Consider the following 16354-nt stretch of genomic DNA (forward strand, 5'->3'; position numbering starts at 1 on the left):
GTGATATAAGACTAAAAGTATGGGTCTTTTTGTATAAGGAAGTGTAGCGTTTACAGTAGGTAATAAAATTGAAACACCGTAATAAAAACCGTAGCTTACAACTTATGTGAAAAAAAGTGTTATACAGCTAATAAAAAATATAATGTATAAATTTAAGGAGCAGTTATAAGCCATAAAAGTGAAAACCCTGATAGAAACAGAAAGGCTATTGTTACGAGAGATCACTCTGGATGACAAAGAGGACCTATTTAAGTTGCATTCAGATCCGGAGGTACAAAAGTACACGGGGGAAGCTGTGGTTGAATCTTTGGAAGAAATGGAAGAAGCAATTTGGGGAAGAATTAAACACTATGAGAAATATGGATTTGGAAGGTGGGCCACTTTTTTAAAAGAGGGAACGAAATTTGTAGGTTGGGCGGGTTTGCTCTATCTGCCTGAATTTGATGAAATTGATCTTGGTTATAGATTCTTGCCCGAATACTGGGGGTTGGGTATTGCAACGGAGGCATCTCATGCCATTTTAAAGTACGGATTTGATACTCTCAACCTAAAAAGGATCATTGCAATTGCTATGAAAGAGAATAAGGCATCTATCAGGGTGATGGAAAAAGTTGGGATGGAATTCTACCAATATGCCCCCTATGAACTTGGCGCTAAAGATGCTGCATGGTATTGGTGCGATCAAAAGCTTTTCTCAAAAAATAATGCATATTAAATAATTACTTTTTATAGAATATTGCATTGAGCCCGATAGCTAAGGGGACCAACGTATTAAATGATTAAAATACTATCGATAAATACGTCAAAACCTATTCATCATAAATAAATTCAGGAGAACAAGGTATTTACATTGCGGTTTCGGATTTCTCCAGCCCGGATGGAGCGGCTGTGGGATACTAAGAAATTCTCTATGCGGAATCAACATCTCATTGTAAGTTGCTTGCAGGAAATTTTTGTAATTTCATATAAAGTCGAGTTATTTTGGAAAGGCAGTGTTTAGAGTGCGGAGAACCTATTAAAGGGAGGGTAGACAAGAAGTTCTGTTCGGACTACTGCCGTAATGCCTACAACAACAAGCTGAACAAAGACAGTAAAAATCTGGTGCGTAACATCAATAACCGCCTGAGGAAGAATTACCGCATCCTGGACAGTTACCCCTTAAAAGATGGCAAAACAAAGACAACCAAGACGAGACTGCTAGATAAAGGATTCGACTTTGAATATCTTACCAACCTTTACACTACCAAGAAAGGAACAACCTATTATTTTGTCTACGACCTGGGATACCTGCCGTTGGAGAACGACTACTTTATGATCGTAAAAAGAGAATAGCCCCAGAGAATGTCCAGGGCTATTTTATAAGAATTATTTTTTTTCTATTGATAATTGTGACTGGTAAGCTTTAATGCAGCCACTACAATATCCTTACGACTTATTTGCCCTACCAACAGGCCTTCCTTCATGACCGGTAAACGGCGGCGATGGTTCTTGTGAAACACCCCGGCAGCATCAAAAATGCTAATATCATGTGGAATGGTCTCAACCTTTTTGGTCATAAATTTCTCAACACTTTTGTCAAGGATAGGCTGATTGAAATATCGGCTTTCAGAGATCTCTTTCATACAGTCTGCTTCCGAAATGATCCCCACTAAAAATCCATTGTCATCCAATACGGGACCACCGGAAATATGGTTTTTTGCGAAAGACTCCATCACCTCTAGTATTGAATCCTCAGGACTATAGGTGATCAGTTTTTTAGACATATAATCTTCCACCAAAATAGGGGCATCGTACTCTTTTTTGGACACTTCCTTGGCTCTGCGGCCCATAAAACTTTTAATACCCATACCTGTTCGTTTTAAAATGGTTAGCCTTAAATATACATATTTTAGGCGAATCTTCTAAAATTAGTCGTCAAACGGTATAGACCCGCCAGAATTATTTACTTTTAACGGAGATTTTATTTAGCATGAAAAACAGTAGGCTTTGGGTCACCCTTCCCCTTTTAATCCTGGCAATCTTTTGGAGTTATAGATCACTGATGCCCAAAAATGGCAATACCAGTGTGGAGGAAGAATACGGTTTTTCTACAGACAAAGCTTTATCACATGTAGAAGTAATTTCAAAACAGCCGCATGCCGTTGGGTTCCCGGCCCATGCAACCGTAAGAGCATATATTGTGGCTGAACTGGAAAACATGGGGCTGGAAGTGTCCCTTCAGGAAGGGTATACGGCAGGTGATTGGGCCAATTATAGCAAAGCTGTCAATATTGTAACAAGGATCCAGGGATCAGGAGAAGGAAAGGCATTGCTGCTTCTCTCCCACTATGATAGCAGTCCCCACTCTTCTCTGGGCGCAAGCGATGCCGGTAGCGGTGTGGCCACCATTCTGGAAGGCATTCGTGCCTATCTGGCGAAGAATGTGACCCCAAAGAACGATATCATTATTCTGATCACAGATGCCGAAGAGCTAGGCCTGAACGGAGCGGATCTTTTTGCCAACCAGCACCCCTGGACAAAAGATGTAGGCCTGGTGCTTAATTTTGAGGCACGCGGCAGCGGAGGACCAGGCAATATGTTTATGGAGACCAACCGCGGAAATGAGGGCCTCCTCAAAGAATTTATAACGGCAAATCCACAATTCCCGGTCACCAATTCGCTGGCATATAGTATTTATAAATTGTTGCCGAATGATACAGACCTTACGGTTTTTAGAGAAGACCAGGACATCGAAGGATTTTTCTTTGCCTTTTTCGATGATCATTTTGACTACCATACGGTGCGCGATTCCTATAAAAGATTAGACCGCAATTCGCTCACACATCTGGGCAGTTATCTAATGCCCTTATTGACCCATTTTAGTGAGGCAGATCTGGGTAATCTCAAAAGCCTAAATGACTACATTTATTTCAACATCCCGGTATTTAAGATGGTATCCTATCCTTTTGACTGGATATGGCCCATGTGGCTGCTTGCTCTGGGCGTTTTCCTCGTTTTGCTGGTGCTGGGATTCAGAAATGGAAGTTTAAACATAAAAGAAGTGTTTCTGGGCTTTATCCCGATACTGTCCACTCTGCTCATCAATGGTGTGTTAGGGTATTTTGCCTGGACAATGATCACAGCACTCTATCCGGGATATAAAGATATTTTACAAGGTTTTACCTATAATGGCCACACTTACATTCTGGCTTTTGCCCTCTTCTCCTTGGCGATCTGTTTCTGGGCGTATCACATGTTTAAAAAAATCAGCATTCCTAACCTTCTGGTGGCTCCTGCATTACTTTGGTTACTGATCTGTTGGGCGTTAGCACAATACCTGCCTGGTGCCAGTTTTTTTATCTTACCCGTATTTGCGCTACTCGTTTGTCTTGCCATCTCGATCTATCAAAAAGAACCTGATCCGTTTTTACTCTTATTTCTGACGCTACCGGCTATATTTATCTATTCCCCATATATAGCTATGTTTCCTATAGCCCTTGGCCTTAAAATGTTGGTGACCACTACCCTTTTTGCCACGCTTACGTTTTGGTTGCTATTACCTCTACTGCGCAGGTATCCTAGGAAAAAGTTTTTAGGTTCACTCTTATTTACTGGCTTTCTAGGTGCAATGGCAATGGCACATTTTCAATCGGGCTTTACTGAAGAAAATGCAAAACCGAGTAGTTTGGTTTATATCCTGGACACGGATACTAAAAAGGCACAGTGGGCTACTTATGAACATCAGCTTTCCGATTGGACCTCAACAATACTAGGTTCGGAGAATACATTGCCGGAAACAACGAGTAGTACCACCATTTACAGCAAATACAATTCCAGGTTCACAAAAGTGGCAACAGCGCCTGTAAAGGATATAACCGGACCTGTGGTAACCATTGAAAAAGACACTACCCTGAATGGAAACAGAATTCTGGAGGTTGGCATTTTTCCACAACGAAGCGTACATAGGCTGGATGTGTATACAGATGCTACCCCCATAAAAAGGGCCAGTGTAAATGGCATTAAACTCTCTGAATTCTATTTAAAGGAACGCAAAAGTGCCCGATTATTTACACATTACATCTCTGATAACGACTCCACCATGCTGGAGTTGAGCATCCCTGCTGGAGCGGAGTTGGAACTCACTCTTTATGAAGCTTCCAATGATCTTTTAGAACATGCAATGTTTTCTATCCCTCAGCGGCCAAAAGATCTTATCCCGATGCCTTTTGTACTGAACGACGCCATCATCCTTAAAAAAACCATACGCCATTGAAACCACATATTGGAATATTAGGTTGTGGCTGGCTGGGATTTCCCCTTGCCAAACGCCTTATTTCTATGGACTACCTTGTAAGTGGTACTACTACTACCAAGGCCAATATGGATATTCTTGGCAATGAAGGTATTTTGCCGCACTATGTGGAACTATTTAACGAAGGAGTTAGAGGTTCTTTAATAGATTTCCTGAAAGACATAGACATCCTGATCATCAATGTGCCTCCCAAGCGAAAAGCAACGGAAGAGGATTATTTGAGTAAAATGACTCATTTATATGAGGCGTGTAAGATCATGCATCTAAAGAAGATCATTTTTGTAAGCAGTACTTCTGTATACGGAGAGGTGCAGGGGGAAGTCACGGAAAAATCGGTTCCCAAACCCGGCAGCGATTCAGCTAAAAAGCTACTGGCCGCAGAGAAATTATTTATGGCCGATAAAGATCTGGAGGCCACCCTTGTGCGCTTCGGGGGCTTACTAGGTCCGGATCGCCACCCGGTGACCTATTTGTCCGGACAACATGAACTAACCAATGGAGACGATGCTATTAATCTGATCCACTTAGAGGACTGCCTTTTAATTTTGACAAGCATTATTACCAATGAGTGGTGGGGGAAGCTAATGAATGGTGTGTACCCCGACCATCCAACCAAAAGGGCTTATTATACCAAAGAAGCCACCAAAAGGGGCCTACCTGTCCCAGATTATACAAAAGGGTATGCGGGCAAAACGGGGAAGCTCATAAAAACAAAAACGCTGGATGCCTTGAAATTTAAATTTATGACCCCTATAGATTCTTCCTCCTAAAAAGTCGCATATTCTTTCTTATGCTACTCCTTAATTGCGTCATTTTAAGGTTTATGATAAGAAAAGACCAAAAAAAAAGTAGTAATTTTGCCGCACTAATTTTAAGCTCATGAAAACAAGAATTACGATTCTCCTTTTTGCTGTTAGTTTGTGCAGTTATGGCCAAACTACTTCAGAATTAAAGACTCATTACGAAGCTTTTTATAATGAGATGAAAGCTCAGGGTGACGTAAGCGGCGTGATCAACGCCCTAACTCACTTAATTGTACTTCAGCCCTCACAGCAACGAAGAGATACACTCGCCTATGTTTATGCCAATAACAACCAGCATATGCAGGCCCTGAATACCATAGGGATAGAAAAGGATGCCTCCGATTCTGATCTGGCTGTGCAGGTAAAGGCGATTAGTTTAAAGGCATTGAACCAGCCCAAACGCGCTTTAGAGCAATTTGAGGTTTTGTACCTACGATCTCCTAATCCTTATCTGGCCTATGAATTGGCAGATCTTAAGATCCAAACCGGAGATAACACCGGTGCCATGGCTAATATAGAGTTTGCACTTGGTGCAGTTAAGGAAGGTATGACCTACGCTTTCTACGAAAGACAACAACCCTACGAAGTTTCACTAAAGGCAGCCTTACTGCATTTACAAGGTTTGGTACAGTACAATACAGACCGGGCCAATATCGAAACTGCAATAGCCAGCATTGATGAAGCTCTTGCGCTCGATCCTAATTTTAATCTGGCAAGTCTTAGCAAACAAGCTTTGGAGTCCAGAAAGAACAATCCGGAAGAGAAGAAGAATTAAAAAAAAGGGAGGCAAATGCCTCCCCTTTTTATTATTGATCTTGTTACGATTCAAGGTCTATTTATTCCTCTGGTTCCATTTCATCCAACATCTTTTTAAAGACCAGGGCAACTCCGTTTGTCCAACCAAAACCATCCTGGGTTTCGTACTCGCCTCCCCCGGAAAGCAGGCTAATGTCTTCTACATTGTATTTTTCCATCATTTTCCCGGTGTCTTTATAAACACGTTCATTTAGTGCCAGCCAGCGTTGCATAATGGTCTTTGCTTCATCTATATAGCCATAGTTCAACAAACCCTGAACGGCCATATACTGCAAGGGTGCCCATCCATTAGGTGCATCCCATTGCTGTCCGGAATGTTCCAGAGTGGTCACCAGACCTCCGTCCTTCAGAAAGTCGGACATAAGTTTATCCTTAACGCCTTTTGCTTGTTCCTCAGAAGCAAGTTCAAAGAACAACGGAAATGCCCCGGCCAAAGTAGGCGTTCTGGCAAAACCCTTTTGGGTGAAATTATAATCATAAAAATAATTTTCATCTGCATTCCAGAATAGCTTTTGTATACTTGCTTTTCGTTCTTCAGCTTTGGTGAGGAACAATTCCTGATTCTCTGCATCTTCGTTCAATTCATAGCCTTTTGCGATGCTTTTTTCCATAAAATACAGCAGGCAATTCAGATCTATGGCAAGGATATCTGCTGTTTTAGTAGATCCAAAATCATTTTCTTTGGTATACCATCTGCTACTAAAATCCCAGCCAGATGCAGCGCCAGATCGCATATTTGTATAGAGCGTGATCTTATCTGCCTTGGAGGATAATTCGAACGCCAAATGAAAATCTTCCTTGTACGATTCCGGTCTTGGTGAGGTGCCGCTATCCCAATAGCGATTCAGGAAAAACTCCTGTCCCATTCTAACCACGTATTTATTTGGAGTATGTATCCCTTTAACCTCCTTCTTGCCCGCCATCCAAAACTCGTATTCTTTCAGGATCATAGGGAAATATTCAGTGAACATCTCCGGATCTTCACGCGATATGGCATCTACCATTAAGGCATAGAAAGGGGGTTGCGATCTGCTGAGGTAATAATTCCGAGTTCCGTTGGGTATAAAGCCAAGCGAATCAATGAGAAAACTGAAATTGTCTACCATACTTTTGGCAAGCACTTCCTGATCATCAACCAAAAGTCCTTCGAGTGTAAAATAGCTGTCCCAGTAGTAAATCTCCCTGAAACGTCCTCCGGGCACTACATACTTATAAGGCAACGCTATTCTGGAAGAATTCTCTAGGACGATATCTGGCCCTCTTGTTAGCTTACCCCACATACTGCTGATATGCTCGTACATGGTCTTTGTGGTATCTGTAACGATGACCTGTCCTGATATAAATTGATCCGTAAAATGAGCAGAAACAAAGTCTTTCAGAGAGAAATCATCAGCCATCTTTTCTTCTTCATACATAGCAGCTAATTCTGCATAAGGTCTGTCTGGCACAAGGTCTACAAAGGTTTTGGAGTCTTTAAAGATGGCTTGTAACTGAACTTCCATAAAGAGTTCAGTGTTGTAAAAATCGGTCGCTGAAACCTTTTTTTGTTCTTGTCTACATCCTGTAATAAGGAGAAAGGAGAGCAGTAAAAAATAATTAAAATATTTCATAGATCGGGTGTATAAATAAAACTTTAAGGCTTGTTAGTGGGCCCTTAATTGGTAAATTTTTATTGTTTGATAAGTCCTTTAACATAGGTACTATCTCTTTCCTTTTTAAGTGCTATGACAGGATCTATCTCTTCATTGGGGATGGTGAGGGATAAGACATAATGCGCGATCTTCCATTTCCCATTTTCTTTCTTAAGTACACCCGATCCCCTGCAGAGTTGCATCCAGGTAGCCAGCAGCTCATCGAACCATGCTACATTTCCGGATGGATCCAGATAGATGTTTCGTTGGATGGCCTTAAAGTCCCATGCTTTTCCCTGATCAAAATAAGGCTTTGAGAAGGTCATAAACTCGGTTTTGTTCCAAACTTCAGCTGCATCGGTACCAATAAATATTGCGTCTTCGGTTAGCAAACCAAAATAGTTTTCAAACTTGGCCTCTCCGGCAGCTATATGCCAACTGTCTATTGTGGTATGAATTAGATCCTTTTCAGTAGTTTGAGCCTGAATTTGACAGAGTACAGTGAGGGCAAAGAAGATGCCTGGTAGTTTATTCATCTAATAGTAATTGAGTGTCTAGGGTATTGTTTACGATCACATTAAATTGATTGCGCATGTCATTATAGGCTTCCATCATTTCAACAGCCGGTTCCGTAGCATCTACACGGTAATCTACCGCTGCCCTGGTTTTTAGAATAAAGGTTTTCATAACCTTTTGTCTGCTCCTTACTTGTGGGAGGTCAAAAGCGGGAGGATATTCGGATTCTTCCAATGATTTTTGTTTTTCTACAAGGTCGTCTAATACAAACGCCAGGTCTTCCTCATTCTCAACGGTAAACAAAGCGTCAAAACCTGTATTCAATGCGTTGAATTCGATCCATTCCTTTGAAATGTCAGAGGCCTTGGCATTTAAGTTAACCCTTTGTGGTAACGCCTCAACCTGGAAAAACTGTTGCTCCTTCTTTTTGTCCGCATTTTCTGAGACAGACTCCTGACAGGCAACTGAGAGGAGTATTAAGAAGAATATGGACATTATTTTTTTCATAGAACGAATGTACAAATTTTAATAAAAGCTATCTTTGGAAGGAACTTCAATAATTCCATTCATATTGCAAAAATCTATTCTCATTTTAGGAGCCTGCGGCCAAATAGGTACTGAGCTAACTATTGCGTTACGGGATAAATATGGGAATGAGAACGTCATTGCAAGTGATATACGAGAAAGTACAGATACTTCATTGTCTTCAGGGCCTTTTGAGATACTCGATGCTACCAACTATGATGCCCTGGAAGATATTGTAATGCATTATGAAGTTGAAGAGGTTTATTTAATGGCTGCTATGCTAAGTGCCACGGCTGAGAAATTTCCGGAACGCGCCTGGAGCCTCAACATGAACTCTCTTTTTAATGTTCTTAATTTGGCTAAAGAAAAGAAGATCGATAAGATCTTCTGGCCTTCAAGTATTGCGGTCTTCGGTACAAATACTCCAAAGGAAAAAACACCGCAGCATACCTTAATGGAACCAAGCACGGTGTATGGCATTAGCAAGCAAACGGGCGAACGCTGGTGTTCATATTATCATGCCAAGTATGGCGTTGATGTACGCAGTGTTCGGTTTCCGGGGCTTATTAGTTGGAAAACCCAACCTGGTGGGGGCACTACAGATTACGCCATTGAAATATATGTGCAGGCGATAAATAAAGGGAGCTACACCAGTTTTCTTAAAAAAGGCACCAAATTACCCATGATGTTCATGGATGATGCCATAAGGGCTGCTATTGAATTAATGGAAAGTGATGGTTCTAAACTTTCTATACGATCTTCATACAATTTGGGGGCTATGAGCTTTGCGCCCGAAGAGGTCGCTAAAAGTATTCAGTCAATGCTACCCACGTTTACCATCTCATACGATCCCGATTTCAGGCAGGCTATAGCCGATTCATGGCCCTGTAGCATAGATGATTCGCAGGCCAGAAAGGATTGGGGATGGAAACCAGAATTTGATCTAAAGCGAACTACAACGGAAATGTTGGAAAACCTCAGCTAAGTTAGTTGTGAACTACTTTAATTAACGTCCAGTATCAAAGCAGGAAGGATTCTGAAGGATTTATCAGAAAGCGGTCGTTAAGGGCTTCCCTACCAAGAAGCATCTGATATTCCATGCTTTCCCTGTTTGCTAAGTTGAGCTCAATATCATAGGTGATGTCTCCTATGGTCATTGGCGTTTTAATCATAAGTCGTTTTTCGGAATTTTCATTTGAGGTCTTTACTCTTCTTCTAGTAAGCACAGGTGTTTCACATATTATGGAAATAGGATTGCCGTCTAAAACATAATTAACTTCAAATCTCACCCATTTTTCCTTTTTCTTTTTAAAGGCCACAATGTTGGTGGCCTGTAAGGAGGACGATTTTGCACCGGTATCAATGCGGGCGTCAATTTTGGAGATCCCCAGTTCTTTAAGGGCACAACGCTCAACACTACCTATGATCTTTAGCATTTTCTTCAGGGATATAACAGCAATATAAGTAGTTGCCTATTTTAACAAAGATCTGTAACGATATTCTTTTAAGTTGCAAACACTTGTTGAGAATCTTTAAACTTTTTGAATTCCACTACATAACCATTGGGATCTTCCACGAAGAATGAGGTATGTTCCCCTTTCTTATCTCTTAAAAAAGTAGTCGCCACGGTAGGTTCTTCTCTTTTATCGGAGAGTCGATTAAAGGTGAAGTCCCAGGTTTTCTCATCGAGAATAACTCCAAAATGAAATGAGGGCAGTATTGTATCTCCAAATTTATAGGACTTGTAACTAAAAGAAAATTCACCCGACTTGGTAAAGGTTATCTGATTTCCAAACAGGTCGATGTCTACCCATTGGGTGGAATGACGTCCTACCTTAGCGCCAATGATATCTATATAGAAATTTTTGGTCTTGGTAACACTGTAGCAAGGTAAGGCTAGGTGAAAAGCGCTGTTTTTCATATGGTTTTACTTGATATGTCTAATCATCGTTGTCATCATCTTCTTCATCCTTAATCTCTACATCTGGGATCGCTTCCGGATCATCATCCTCAAAATCCTCGTAATCATCTTCATCATAATTGGCCATAGTGACCTCAAGTTTAGCACTGATCTTTACCAGGTATTTGGTATCGTGTGTAATAACCTCTACGGCCTCAATACGTTCCCCACTGGCATTCTTGAAAGTGATTATGTGCGCATCATCATATCCGTCCGGATATCTTTCCACCAAAAGCTTTAACACCTCTGGCGTGAGCTTCTTAAAATCTACGATTACTCTTTTTAAATTATCCATAATTACATGTCCAAAAGATAAGCAAAAATTAAAGGAGCAACAATAGTTGCATCACTCTCAATTATAAATTTTGGGGTCTCAATTCCCAATTTACCCCAGGTGATCTTTTCGTTAGGTACGGCACCGGAATAACTGCCATAACTCGTAGTACTGTCGCTAATTTGGCAGAAATAGCTCCAAAAGGGTGTATCTGTTCTTTCCATATCCTGATAGAGCATGGGCACCACACAAATAGGAAAATCACCCGCTATTCCCCCCCCGATTTGAAAAAAGCCAATGCCTTTTGTGGAATTATCAGTATACCAATCTGCCAGAAAGGTCATATATTCGATCCCTGATTTTATCGTAGAGGCTTGTAACTCTCCTTTGAGGACATAGGAAGCAAAAATATTTCCCATGGTGCTGTCTTCCCATCCAGGGCAAATAATAGGCAGGTTCTTCTCTGCAGCCGCATACATCCACGAATCTTTGAGATCTATTTCATAATGTTCCTCCAGTACGCCCGAAAGTAACATCTGATACATAAATTCGTGCGGGAGATAACGTTTCCCGTCAGCTTCAGCTTCCTTCCAAAGTGTGTGGATGTGCTGCTGTAGTCTTCTAAAGGCTTCCTCCTCCGGGATACAGGTATCTGTTACCCTGTTTAGACCCTTTTCTAACAATCCCCACTCTTCCTGAGGTGTTAGATCACGATAATTTGGTACACGTTTATAGTGCGAATGTGCCACCAGGTTCATGATATCTTCCTCCAGATTGGCTCCGGTGCATGAAATAATATGCACCTTATCTTGGCGGATCATTTCGGCAAAGATCTTTCCCAATTCGGCTGTACTCATGGCACCTGCGAGGGACACCAACATCTTAGCTCCATTGTCTAGCTGTTGTTCATATCCTTTGGCTGCATCTACTAATGCGGCGGCATTAAAATGAAGATAGTATTTTGAAATAAAATCCGAAATGGGTCCTTTATTCATTTTCGTCATCAAATTTAGAAGCTGAATTATTTCCAGCACTATTCGTCAGGTCGTAGGTATTGTCATATTCATCCTCTACATCTTCATTCATGAATTTATAACTAAGCATTTTGTAATACAACTTCGCTGCCAGAAAATTAGATGATCTGTCTTGTTCATTCGGACACAGCTCTACAAGGTCGAATCCCACTACATTCTTCTCTTCAAAGACCTTTTTTAAAAATTCCAGGGTTTCGTACCATAAAAGGCCACCCGGTTCCGGGGTTCCTGTAGAAGGTAAGATGGAAGGGTCCAAAGCGTCCAGGTCAAAAGTGATAAAGACATTATCTGTCAGCAATTCTACTACTTTATCCATCCAGTATTCATCATCTACCATTTCATGAGCAAAAAAGGTCTTTTCCGTGTCCATCAAGGTCATTTCAATAGCATCCATACTTCTTATCCCTACCTGCACCAGGTTGGTGTTCTGACTAGCCTCATACACTGCACAGGCATGATTGTATGGGGTGCCGTCATAAGACTCCCTTATATCTGCATGAGCATCAATATGTAGCACGGTAAGATTGTCAAAGCACTCGTTGAAGGCCCGGATAGATCCAATAGAAAGAGAGTGTTCCCCGCCTACGAGGGTAACAAATTTGTTCCTTTTAATATAGTCTTTTGTTCTATTGTGTACACTGTTGACCATGGCTTCCGGAGATGATAGCTCTGCTACCTGTTCAGCAACATACACTCCTTGTTTGTAAACTTCAGTGTCTGTTTCTATGTCGTATAACTCCATATTCTCTGAGGCTTCCAATAGCGCCTCAGGACCCTTTTCCGCTCCTTTCCCCCAGGTACTTGTACCGTCATACGGAACAGGGATAAGAACCACTTTTGATTTCTCAAGTTGTGCGAATTCATCCGGAATTCCGGCATAATTCTTAGTTGTCTTCATATCCTAATATTTTAAGCATTTCCGATGCTTTTTGTTGTTCACTAAATAGTTTTGTCACCAATTTTCCGTCCTTATCCCGATCTATTAATAAATGTTTTGGTGTTGGAATAAGGCAATGTTGCAGTCCTCCAAAACCACCTATGGATTCCTGATAGGCTCCGGTATTAAAAAAGCCGATATACAATGGTTTTTCCTTTTTAAATTTAGGTAAATAAATGGCATTCATATCCTGAATACTGTTGTAATAGTCGTCGCTGTCACATGTAAGTCCTCCAAGTAATACACGTTCGTACTCGTCGTTCCACCGATTGATGGGCAGCATGATAAAACGTTTATTGATGGCCCAGGAATCTGGTAATGTTGTAATAAAAGAAGAGTCGATCATATTCCATTTTTCCCGATCGTTCTGTTGTTTTTGATAGAGCACTTCATAAATAGCGCCTCCACTCTCTCCAACCGTAAAGCTACCAAACTCCGTAAATATATTCGGTACAGGAATATCTGCCTCCTTACAACTTGTATTGATCTGGTTAATGATCTCGTCTATCATGTACTCATAATCATAGTCGAATGCCAGGGAGTTCTTGGTAGGGAAACCTCCTCCAATATTTAAACTATCCAGGGAAGGGCAGAGTTTTCTCAAACGCACGTAGACTTTGAGACACTTTACGAGTTCATTCCAATAATAAGCATTGTCTCGTATTCCGGTATTGATAAAGAAGTGGAGCATTTTTAATTCCACCTTTTCATTATCACGGATCTGGTTCTCATAGAAAGGAACGATATTTCTATATCCAATTCCCAATCTTGAAGTATAAAACTCAAACTTCGGTTCCTCTTCAGAAGCAATTCTGATCCCAATTTTAAAAGGATCGTCTATGGCCTCACTTAAGAGATCGATCTCCTCATAATTGTCAATGATAGGAATGCAGTTCTGATGGCCTTTGTTTATAAGATCAGCAATATTCTGAATATAAAGATCTCTTTTAAAGCCATTGCAGATCACATAGGTATTATCCTTGATCTTTCCTTCCTTCTTAAGCTGCTGAACAATATTTAAATCAAAGGCCGAAGAAGTTTCTATATGAATATCGTTCTTTAAAGCTTCATGCAATACATATTCAAAGTGCGAGCTTTTGGTACAGTAACAGTATATATACTTTCCTTTATAATTGTGCCTTTCTATTGCCTTGGCAAACCATTCCTTAGCCCGTTTTATATTCTTGGAAATTTTCGGCAAATAGGTAAACTTCAGGGGTGAACCATATTGTTCAACCAATGACATCAATGGGATATCATGAAAACGCAGTTTGTCCTCATCTAAGGTAAACTCTTCCTGAGGAAAATAATAGGTTTGATCTATCAGATCTATGTATTTGATATTCATTAAAAGAAAGTGTGGGAATTAAAATATCTTTTTAAGTATCTAAGCATTTTTAGTTGTGTTGCCTCACTAATGAGTTCATCATTATTTACAGTGTAAATGAAATCAAAAAAAAGTAAAAATCAAGTATTTTATATCAATTTTACAAGGTAAATTATAGATATATTAAATAGCAATATAAAATAGCTATCCTACAATGAGAATTCTATGAGATTTACAACATCTATTTGTATCTTAGATACTTATATATTTAATCTATGAAAACTGTTATTCTATACTTTAAATATGCCCTGTGCTCTTTTATTTTTACTACTTCTGTGCAGGCACAACTAGCTCCACATGTATATCACGGAGATGAAAAAGATACCAATATACACCACGAAGTAAAACTGAACGGCGATTATTTTGTGCATACGACCTATGAAACCTCGCCTCCGAATTTTATAAGTACCATAGGAGGGTATTACACCTCCGACGCTGATTCGCTTAATATAAAACTAGAATTTAACTCCAATTTTGAAAATGACTCCATCAAAGTTGTGCATTATGGATATGAAATTAAAGGAGAAACGCTGGTTCTGAAAGGTGCGAAGGAACTTATTCTAAAAGCTTCGCCTTCCAGGGCACAGGACCTGGATGGCACCTGGCTCTTTGCCACCCGTGGCCCGGATACAGGGCAGGATAGAAGGGGAGATTCCACACCGAGAAAAACGTTGAAATTCCTTATGGATGGGCATTTTCAATGGATCGCCTATCATACAGAAACCATGCGATTCTCAGGTACCGGTGGAGGTTCTTTTACCTCAAAAGATGGTATCTACGTTGAGAATATCGAGTACTTCTCCAGGGATAATGACCGTGTAGGCGCCGTATTAGATTTTAACTATGAACTTAAGGGAGACGACTGGCACCATACAGGAAAAAACAGCAGAGGCGAGCCTATGTATGAGATCTGGGCCAGAAGGTAAATAGGATTTCTAGGAATTATCAATGTCTGATTTCCCGCCTGTTTTGCGAAGAAGTTTTATTCTGGAAATTTCCACAGCTTTGTCTATGGGTTTTAGCATGTCATACATGTTTAAAGCTACAATACTTGCGCCATGCATGGCCTCTACCTCAACACCGGTCTTATAATTGGTCTTAACCGTAACCTCGATTTTTATCTGAAGTCCTTCTATTTCATAGCTTATGTCCGTGAATTCTATGGGCAGAGGGTGGCAGTCTGGCAAAAGGTCTGCGGTTTTTTTAACGCCCAGTAAACCCGCTGCCTTGCTCATGGCAAAAACATCTCCTTTAGGGACTTTTAATGCTTTTATCGCATTAATGGTTTCTGCAGAACTTACCTCAACGATTGCCTGAGACACAGCTGTCCTTAAAGTGTTCTTTTTATGAGTTATGTCTACCATTTTATTTATTTGTTTTCCATTGATAAGTGGCATCTTCGAAAACCTCTTTCCCGAATATAGGAACTTGTGATTTAATTTCTTCCACTACATAGTGAAGCGCTTCAAAGACCTCTTTTCTATGCGGCGCGGAAACAAATACAAACAAACATATTTCGCCCACATTTACCGTTCCTAAACTGTGGTAAATATGCATACAACTCAATTCAAATTTGCTGAAAGTGGCCTCCCTGATCTCATGGAACTTCTCATTGGCCATGGAATCATAGGCGGTATAGTTTATCGCTTTTACGCGTTTTCCTTCCAGGGTGTCTGCCCTTACCTGCCCTAAAAAAATATCATGGGCACCTATCTGGGTCTTGGATTGGTGTTTGGCAATTGAATTGGCGATAAATTCAGGCGTTATTGCTCCCTCTATAAACACGTCCTTTTTATTGGCCTTTTTCATGATGATTCCCCGCTTTTATTCTTTTGTTGTCTCCCCAGTCCCGATTGCTATCGGGAGAACCTGGATTTACACTATACTTGTAGCCTCACCAAGAATCGAACTTGGATCTAAAGTTTAGGAAACTTCTATTCTATCCGTTGAACTATGAGGCCAGTTAGTGGGATGCAAATTTATGAATACTTTTTAATAGAAATACGAAACTATTTAGGAAACTCCCCCCGATCCTGATAACTATCAGGATGAGGCTATCCGTTAAACCTGCCTGCATGCCTAAGGCATGTAAACCGGCAGGCAGCTATGAGGCCTAAATAGAGATGGCAGATATGCCATCTTGTAAACATTTTTTAATGTATTTCCTAAATAAATGATCA

General features: G+C 40.6%; 19 protein-coding genes, 1 tRNA gene and 1 pseudogene. 8 read left to right on the forward strand and 13 right to left on the reverse strand.

Translation table 11 applies throughout. The annotated features are described in order from the left end of the window. The first annotated feature begins 178 nt into the window (after positions 1–178). Both Q0X72_RS08760 and Q0X72_RS08765 read left to right on the forward strand, forming a co-directional pair. Entirely contained in the window at positions 179–715 is a 537-nt protein-coding gene (locus tag Q0X72_RS08760; protein ID WP_297764180.1) for a GNAT family N-acetyltransferase, read from the forward strand. A 266-nt stretch (positions 716–981) separates the two neighbouring features. Beyond that, positions 982–1332, forward strand: coding sequence for a DUF2116 family Zn-ribbon domain-containing protein (locus Q0X72_RS08765; RefSeq protein WP_297764182.1), 351 nt, complete (start codon positions 982–984; stop codon positions 1330–1332). 44 nt (positions 1333–1376) lie between these two features. Here the strand turns inward: Q0X72_RS08765 and Q0X72_RS08770 are convergent, their stop codons facing one another. Beyond that, positions 1377–1847 carry a CBS domain-containing protein gene (locus Q0X72_RS08770; protein ID WP_297764184.1) on the reverse strand — a complete coding sequence of 157 codons (471 nt, stop codon included), beginning with the start codon at positions 1845–1847 and terminating at the stop codon, positions 1377–1379. Between the two features lie 122 nt (positions 1848–1969). On the opposite strand from Q0X72_RS08770, the gene Q0X72_RS08775 reads away from it, so the two are divergent. The 4 genes and pseudogenes from Q0X72_RS08775 (at position 1970) to Q0X72_RS08785 (ending at position 5869) form a co-directional block, all read left to right on the forward strand. Continuing rightward, positions 1970–4252, forward strand: a complete 2283-nt coding sequence (locus Q0X72_RS08775; RefSeq protein ID WP_297764186.1) for a M28 family peptidase — start codon at positions 1970–1972, stop codon at positions 4250–4252. Further along, positions 4249–4767: pseudogene (locus Q0X72_RS13950) on the forward strand (NAD(P)H-binding protein); the annotation flags it as partial. The gene Q0X72_RS08775 and the pseudogene Q0X72_RS13950, both read left to right, overlap by 4 nt. Before the next feature lie 95 nt (positions 4768–4862). Further along, entirely contained in the window at positions 4863–5030 is a 168-nt protein-coding gene (locus Q0X72_RS13955) for a hypothetical protein (RefSeq protein WP_367180439.1), read from the forward strand. Positions 5031–5170: 140 nt separating this feature from the next. Continuing rightward, on the forward strand, positions 5171–5869 hold the full coding sequence (locus tag Q0X72_RS08785; protein WP_297764189.1) for a hypothetical protein: 699 nt from the start codon (positions 5171–5173) through the stop codon (positions 5867–5869). Between the two features lie 61 nt (positions 5870–5930). Here the strand turns inward: Q0X72_RS08785 and Q0X72_RS08790 are convergent, their stop codons facing one another. Genes Q0X72_RS08790 through Q0X72_RS08800 form a run of 3 tightly spaced genes read right to left on the reverse strand, consistent with a single transcriptional unit; the run spans position 5931 to position 8564 of the window. Continuing rightward, entirely contained in the window at positions 5931–7520 is a 1590-nt protein-coding gene (locus Q0X72_RS08790; protein WP_297764191.1) for a trehalase family glycosidase, read from the reverse strand. A 59-nt stretch (positions 7521–7579) separates the two neighbouring features. Continuing rightward, a complete protein-coding gene (locus tag Q0X72_RS08795) occupies positions 7580–8077 on the reverse strand; it encodes a nuclear transport factor 2 family protein (RefSeq protein ID WP_297764194.1) in 498 nt (165 codons plus the stop codon). Beyond that, positions 8070–8564, reverse strand: a complete 495-nt coding sequence (locus tag Q0X72_RS08800; protein ID WP_297764197.1) for a hypothetical protein — start codon at positions 8562–8564, stop codon at positions 8070–8072. Before Q0X72_RS08800 ends, Q0X72_RS08795 begins: the two co-directional genes overlap by 8 nt. 64 nt (positions 8565–8628) lie before the next feature. Between Q0X72_RS08800 and Q0X72_RS08805 the strand changes: the two genes are divergently transcribed. After that, positions 8629–9567 carry an NAD-dependent epimerase/dehydratase family protein gene (locus tag Q0X72_RS08805; protein WP_297764200.1) on the forward strand — a complete coding sequence of 313 codons (939 nt, stop codon included), beginning with the start codon at positions 8629–8631 and terminating at the stop codon, positions 9565–9567. A 34-nt stretch (positions 9568–9601) separates the two neighbouring features. Here Q0X72_RS08805 and Q0X72_RS08810 read toward each other — a convergent pair whose 3' ends face one another. The 6 genes from Q0X72_RS08810 to Q0X72_RS08835 all read right to left on the reverse strand — a co-directional run bounded on the left by Q0X72_RS08810 (position 9602) and on the right by Q0X72_RS08835 (position 14135). Next, a complete protein-coding gene (locus Q0X72_RS08810) occupies positions 9602–10018 on the reverse strand; it encodes a RimK/LysX family protein (RefSeq protein ID WP_297764203.1) in 417 nt (138 codons plus the stop codon). Positions 10019–10086: 68 nt separating this feature from the next. After that, the gene (locus Q0X72_RS08815; protein ID WP_297764206.1) at positions 10087–10503 is read right to left on the reverse strand and encodes a VOC family protein; all 417 of its coding nucleotides are present in this window, start codon (positions 10501–10503) and stop codon (positions 10087–10089) included. Positions 10504–10522: 19 nt separating this feature from the next. Beyond that, positions 10523–10837 (reverse strand): hypothetical protein, encoded by a 315-nt coding sequence (locus Q0X72_RS08820; protein ID WP_297764212.1) that lies wholly within the window; start codon positions 10835–10837, stop codon positions 10523–10525. Between the two features lie 2 nt (positions 10838–10839). Next, on the reverse strand, positions 10840–11811 hold the full coding sequence (locus Q0X72_RS08825) for a deoxyhypusine synthase family protein (RefSeq protein WP_297764215.1): 972 nt from the start codon (positions 11809–11811) through the stop codon (positions 10840–10842). Continuing rightward, positions 11804–12748 carry an agmatinase gene (gene speB, locus Q0X72_RS08830; RefSeq protein WP_297764218.1) on the reverse strand — a complete coding sequence of 315 codons (945 nt, stop codon included), beginning with the start codon at positions 12746–12748 and terminating at the stop codon, positions 11804–11806. The genes Q0X72_RS08825 and speB overlap by 8 nt, the downstream gene beginning before the upstream one ends. Further along, positions 12735–14135 (reverse strand): arginine decarboxylase, encoded by a 1401-nt coding sequence (locus Q0X72_RS08835; RefSeq protein WP_297764221.1) that lies wholly within the window; start codon positions 14133–14135, stop codon positions 12735–12737. Before Q0X72_RS08835 ends, speB begins: the two co-directional genes overlap by 14 nt. A 254-nt stretch (positions 14136–14389) precedes the next feature. Here Q0X72_RS08835 and Q0X72_RS08840 point away from each other — a divergent pair, with 254 nt between their 5' ends. Continuing rightward, the gene (locus Q0X72_RS08840) at positions 14390–15100 is read left to right on the forward strand and encodes a hypothetical protein (RefSeq protein WP_297764224.1); all 711 of its coding nucleotides are present in this window, start codon (positions 14390–14392) and stop codon (positions 15098–15100) included. Between the two features lie 9 nt (positions 15101–15109). Here the strand turns inward: Q0X72_RS08840 and moaC are convergent, their stop codons facing one another. The 3 genes from moaC to Q0X72_RS08855 form a co-directional block, all read right to left on the reverse strand. Next, positions 15110–15538: a cyclic pyranopterin monophosphate synthase MoaC gene (moaC, locus tag Q0X72_RS08845; RefSeq protein WP_297764227.1), complete on the reverse strand. Its 429-nt coding sequence runs from the start codon at positions 15536–15538 to the stop codon at positions 15110–15112. A 1-nt stretch (position 15539) separates the two neighbouring features. Next, positions 15540–15983: a molybdenum cofactor biosynthesis protein MoaE gene (locus Q0X72_RS08850; RefSeq protein WP_297764230.1), complete on the reverse strand. Its 444-nt coding sequence runs from the start codon at positions 15981–15983 to the stop codon at positions 15540–15542. Between the two features lie 80 nt (positions 15984–16063). Next, positions 16064–16135 (reverse strand) — tRNA-Arg (locus Q0X72_RS08855). Between the last annotated feature and the right edge of the window lie 219 nt (positions 16136–16354).

This window comes from uncultured Muriicola sp. (assembly GCF_947258935.1).
Taxonomy (GTDB): domain Bacteria; phylum Bacteroidota; class Bacteroidia; order Flavobacteriales; family Flavobacteriaceae; genus Muriicola.

Bases quoted from the DNA above. Each gene is read 5' to 3' on its own strand.
- Q0X72_RS08800 (WP_297764197.1), bottom strand. From the start codon at position 8,564: ATGAAAAAAATAATGTCCATATTCTTCTTAATACTCCTCTCAGTTGCC.
- Q0X72_RS08825 (WP_297764215.1), bottom strand. From the start codon at position 11,811: ATGAATAAAGGACCCATTTCGGATTTTATTTCAAAATACTATCTTCAT.
- Q0X72_RS08850 (WP_297764230.1), bottom strand. From the start codon at position 15,983: ATGAAAAAGGCCAATAAAAAGGACGTGTTTATAGAGGGAGCAATAACG.
- Q0X72_RS08785 (WP_297764189.1), top strand. From the start codon at position 5,171: ATGAAAACAAGAATTACGATTCTCCTTTTTGCTGTTAGTTTGTGCAGT.
- Q0X72_RS08775 (WP_297764186.1), top strand. From the start codon at position 1,970: ATGAAAAACAGTAGGCTTTGGGTCACCCTTCCCCTTTTAATCCTGGCA.
- moaC (WP_297764227.1), bottom strand. From the start codon at position 15,538: ATGGTAGACATAACTCATAAAAAGAACACTTTAAGGACAGCTGTGTCT.
- Q0X72_RS08795 (WP_297764194.1), bottom strand. From the start codon at position 8,077: ATGAATAAACTACCAGGCATCTTCTTTGCCCTCACTGTACTCTGTCAA.
- Q0X72_RS08790 (WP_297764191.1), bottom strand. From the start codon at position 7,520: ATGAAATATTTTAATTATTTTTTACTGCTCTCCTTTCTCCTTATTACA.
- Q0X72_RS08770 (WP_297764184.1), bottom strand. From the start codon at position 1,847: ATGGGTATTAAAAGTTTTATGGGCCGCAGAGCCAAGGAAGTGTCCAAA.
- Q0X72_RS08840 (WP_297764224.1), top strand. From the start codon at position 14,390: ATGAAAACTGTTATTCTATACTTTAAATATGCCCTGTGCTCTTTTATT.
- Q0X72_RS08815 (WP_297764206.1), bottom strand. From the start codon at position 10,503: ATGAAAAACAGCGCTTTTCACCTAGCCTTACCTTGCTACAGTGTTACC.
- Q0X72_RS08835 (WP_297764221.1), bottom strand. From the start codon at position 14,135: ATGAATATCAAATACATAGATCTGATAGATCAAACCTATTATTTTCCT.
- speB (WP_297764218.1), bottom strand. From the start codon at position 12,748: ATGAAGACAACTAAGAATTATGCCGGAATTCCGGATGAATTCGCACAA.
- Q0X72_RS08820 (WP_297764212.1), bottom strand. From the start codon at position 10,837: ATGGATAATTTAAAAAGAGTAATCGTAGATTTTAAGAAGCTCACGCCA.
- Q0X72_RS08810 (WP_297764203.1), bottom strand. From the start codon at position 10,018: ATGCTAAAGATCATAGGTAGTGTTGAGCGTTGTGCCCTTAAAGAACTG.